This is a genomic window from Boseongicola sp. (genome assembly GCF_057460485.1).
The window spans coordinates 1-3,352 of record NZ_JBVCWP010000375.1 but is presented as its reverse complement, the minus strand read 5'-3'; the positions used below and the strand labels follow the sequence as shown (position 1 = coordinate 3,352).

At 59.6% G+C, this 3,352-nt stretch carries 4 protein-coding genes; 2 read left to right on the top strand and 2 right to left on the bottom strand.

Annotated features, from left to right (window positions below; translation table 11 throughout):
• Nucleotides 1–468, top strand: a 468-nt coding sequence (locus tag AC221Y_RS22290; RefSeq protein ID WP_486708493.1) for a hypothetical protein, incomplete at its 5' end; no start/stop codon positions are given.
• 604 nt (nucleotides 469–1,072) lie between these two features.
• Here AC221Y_RS22290 and AC221Y_RS22285 read toward each other — a convergent pair.
• Complete coding sequence (locus AC221Y_RS22285) at nucleotides 1,073–1,258, bottom strand: hypothetical protein (protein WP_486708492.1); 186 nt, start codon at nucleotides 1,256–1,258, stop codon at nucleotides 1,073–1,075.
• Nucleotides 1,259–1,380: 122 nt separating this feature from the next.
• Between AC221Y_RS22285 and AC221Y_RS22280 the strand changes: the two genes are divergently transcribed.
• Nucleotides 1,381–2,199 (top strand): ion transporter, encoded by an 819-nt coding sequence (locus AC221Y_RS22280; protein WP_486708491.1) that lies wholly within the window; start codon nucleotides 1,381–1,383, stop codon nucleotides 2,197–2,199.
• Between the two features lie 274 nt (nucleotides 2,200–2,473).
• Here the strand turns inward: AC221Y_RS22280 and AC221Y_RS22275 are convergent.
• Nucleotides 2,474–3,352 (bottom strand): ATP-dependent metallopeptidase FtsH/Yme1/Tma family protein (locus AC221Y_RS22275; RefSeq protein WP_486708490.1); only part of this gene is annotated, 879 nt, incomplete at its 5' end.

Here is a 3,352-nt window from a genome sequence, read left to right as displayed (position 1 = left end):
GCGGGCCTGGTATTAATCGGCGCCGCCGAACGCTGCGCCGACCGGATCCGGCGTCTCGTCTATCTCGATGCGATGTTGCCCTCGCGCGGGGCCTCTGGCTTCGACGTGGACACGGATGCCTTCCGTGAACCGGTCGAGAAAGAGGCGCGAGAGAACGGAGAAGGCTTCAAGATTGCTCCGCGAAAGCCGGAAGCATGCGGCATCATGGACCCCGATGATGTCGCATGGGTTGCCTCGCGACTGACGCCCCACCCCATTGGCACCCTCCGCGATCCGGTCATCGCATCGGAGCGGGTGCCGGCCATTCCCTCTACCTATATCCTCTGCACGCAATACGGCTTTGGCAAAACCGCGGAGGCGTGTCGGCAGAAAGGCTGGCCGGTGTTGGAGGTCGACAGCGGCCATGATGTAATGGTAACCCATCCGGAGGCGCTCACGGCACTTCTGCTTTCGTCTGATTGCCAATGATTTTTTTAAATCAGGGAAAAATTCTCAGTGTGTGGGGAACGAATTGGACCCCTTGCCGCCAATGGACCGGCCCCAACTTTGCTCCGGACTTGAGGGGAAGGAAGGCCATGGAAAAACTGGTCGCCACAGCTGGGGAGTTGCGTCAAAGGTCCGCTCTGTCCGCATAGCACATATTCGGAAAAGTCCGTGAAAGTCTGGCATTCGGCATGGCAAGTTTGCTTATTCATGCTCTCGCGACAACTGGTGCAGGTAGCTTGCAAGCCGTCGCACCTCCACCATATCCCGCGACCGCATACTGTGCCGATATTTTGGATGCGCCGCCCCTCTGGGCGTTCCAACACCCGCCCCATGAACCCAGCAGACCCGCCAGCCGGTTACAGCAGGGCACTTGCAACGCTCGCCTGTCCGCTTGGCCTTGGCCGTGCATCTGGGCGCGTCCCGCAGTCGTTGGGAGGGGTCCATGTGGATATTCGGCTATCTGCAGAGGTACCAACTTTTTATGTTTGAACTGCACGCGCAAGAAAAAGACGGAGTGCGACGTTCTGTAAACGGGTCGTCTTAGAGATTTACCCACCCCCTCGCGCGCGCTGGTTCCGAAAGGTTATCAAAACTTAACGTGGCGGCTTGTCATCGCATCGCGCGCGCGTAACTGTCCGAGAATGTCCGCTATTAGCCCAAAGCGGACCTTTAGCATCGCCGCCGGGCGGATGATCTTGGGGCTGGTTTTCAAATAGCAGAATGGGTTGCGTTTTTCATCCGGTGACGCCACTTGCCCGTCTGCCCGTTTCAAACAAGTTTCCGCCCACAACACCCTTGACACCGTTGCTCGAGCAGGCCAAGCATCGCCGCCGGCGGAAGGCCCACCAAGAAAATTTAATTCGTTCGAGACGCGACCAAGGAGCAATCATTGCCATGCCCACACTTCTGCGCGAGCGCCTTCGCTCGCTCGTCGACTCCCCGAGGTTCGAGCGCGCTGTCATCATACTCATCGTCGTCAACGCGATCACGCTCGGCCTGAAAACGAGCGATGCGGCGATGTCAGCAGCGGGTCCCCTTCTGATCACTCTTGACCGGACAATCCTTGCAGCCTTCGTGCCGGAACTGTTACACCGTTTCTATGTTCGAAGGTTCGCTTTTTTCCGCGATCCCTGGCGGGTGTTCGACCTGATCGTTGTTGGCTTCGCACTTATGCCGGCCAGCGGAAATCTCTCTATCCTCCGCGCATTCCGCATCCTGCGAGTGTTGCGCCTGGTAAGCGTGGTCCCGTCCATGCGTCGAGTCGTAACGGGGCTGCTCAATACACTCCCCGGGATGGGGTCGATCGCACTGCTGCCGGGACTGATCTTTTATGTCTTCGCGGTCATGGCGACAAAGTTGTTCGCGGCAAAATTCCCGGAGCGGTTTGGCACGATGGGATCATCGGCTTACTCGCTATTCCAGATCATGACACTCGAGAGCTGGTCAATGGGCATCGTTCGGCCCGTCATGGATGTGTACCCGTACGCCTGGGCATTCTTTGTTCCGTTCATCATCGTGAGCACATTCGCGATGCTTAACCTGTTTATCGGTGTCATCGTCGACGGGATGCAGAGCCACCATCTGGATGAAGCCCATACAGAGCGTGAGACGATGATAAACGAAACCGGACATGTGCTGAGCGAGGTCCGTGCGCTCCGGTCGGAGATCAGGGAATTGCGTTCAGAGTTTCAGAAACCCAAGGAGCGGGCGTAGCCCGGAGAGCAAGCAATCCCCGTTCCGGCAGGCCCGCATCCAGCGGCCTGAAGAACCGCCTCACTGCTTCGGTTTCAAACGCCTCCACGCTGTACGTCTAATAAGGCGGGCCAAGGGACTTTGTTCAGCGACACCAGAACGAAATTCGGTGGCCGTGTCTATCTCGAAGGGTAAACGGAGGCATCGCGTTGCTGCCCCACACCTGAAAGCCACTGCCCGTTTCGACCAGACTTCCTTTGCCAAGTCCCGCGCGCCTGTCACTGACTGCGCGCAGTCAGCGTACCGGCGGGACTTTTCCCAGCCGACTTCCCGGGCGCTTCAATGACGTAACTTTGCTGTCAGGGTCCAGGCAGCGTCGAATCTCGTCAAGTTCCAGCGTTTCCTTGGCCTCCAGCGATGAAACAAGCTGCTCGACGCGGGGCCTGTGTTCGGTCAGGATCGTTGTTGCCTGCTCCTCGGCCTGTTTCAGCAAGGAGATCACCGCGGCATCGACTTGCGCTGCCGTTGCGTCGGCGTGGTCGCGCGGCTGGGCGATGGACTGGCCAAGGAACGGGTGGTCTTCGCTTTGGCGCAGATCGACGGGGCCAAGATCTTCGGTCATACCCCAGCGCGCCACCATCGATCGGGCCAGATCGGTCGCTCTGCGAATGTCATCGTCAGCTCCGGAACTGACCGTGCCGACCAGCAACCTTTCGGCGGCACGCCCGGCCAGAAGCGTGACAAGCTGGTCGCGCAGATAGTCCTCATCCAGGGTGTGGCGTTCGCTTTCGGGCAGCGTATGGGTGCCGCCCAGGGCATGGCCGCGCGGGATGATCGTCACCTTGTACAACAGATCGGCTCCCGGAGTGTAATAGGCTGCCGCGGTATGGCCGGCCTCGTGTACGGCAAGGCGATGTTTTTCTTCGGGCCGGATTGCAAGCGAACGTACCGTGCCCATCATCACCTTGTCGCGCGCCTCGCCCAGATCTTCGCGGGTGATCACGTCGCCGCCCCGACGCGCAGCGGTGATTGCCGCCTCGTTCAGCAGGTTCTTTAGATCGGCACCGGAAAACCCCGGCGTGCCGGCCGCCATGATGTCCAGATCGCCGGTGTCTTGCAGCGGCAGGTTCTTGGCATGGAGGTCAAGAATCGCGCGACGGGCCGCCTTATCGGG

Bases quoted from the DNA above. Each gene is read 5' to 3' on its own strand.
- AC221Y_RS22280 (WP_486708491.1), top strand. From the start codon at position 1,381: ATGCCCACACTTCTGCGCGAGCGCCTTCGCTCGCTCGTCGACTCCCCG.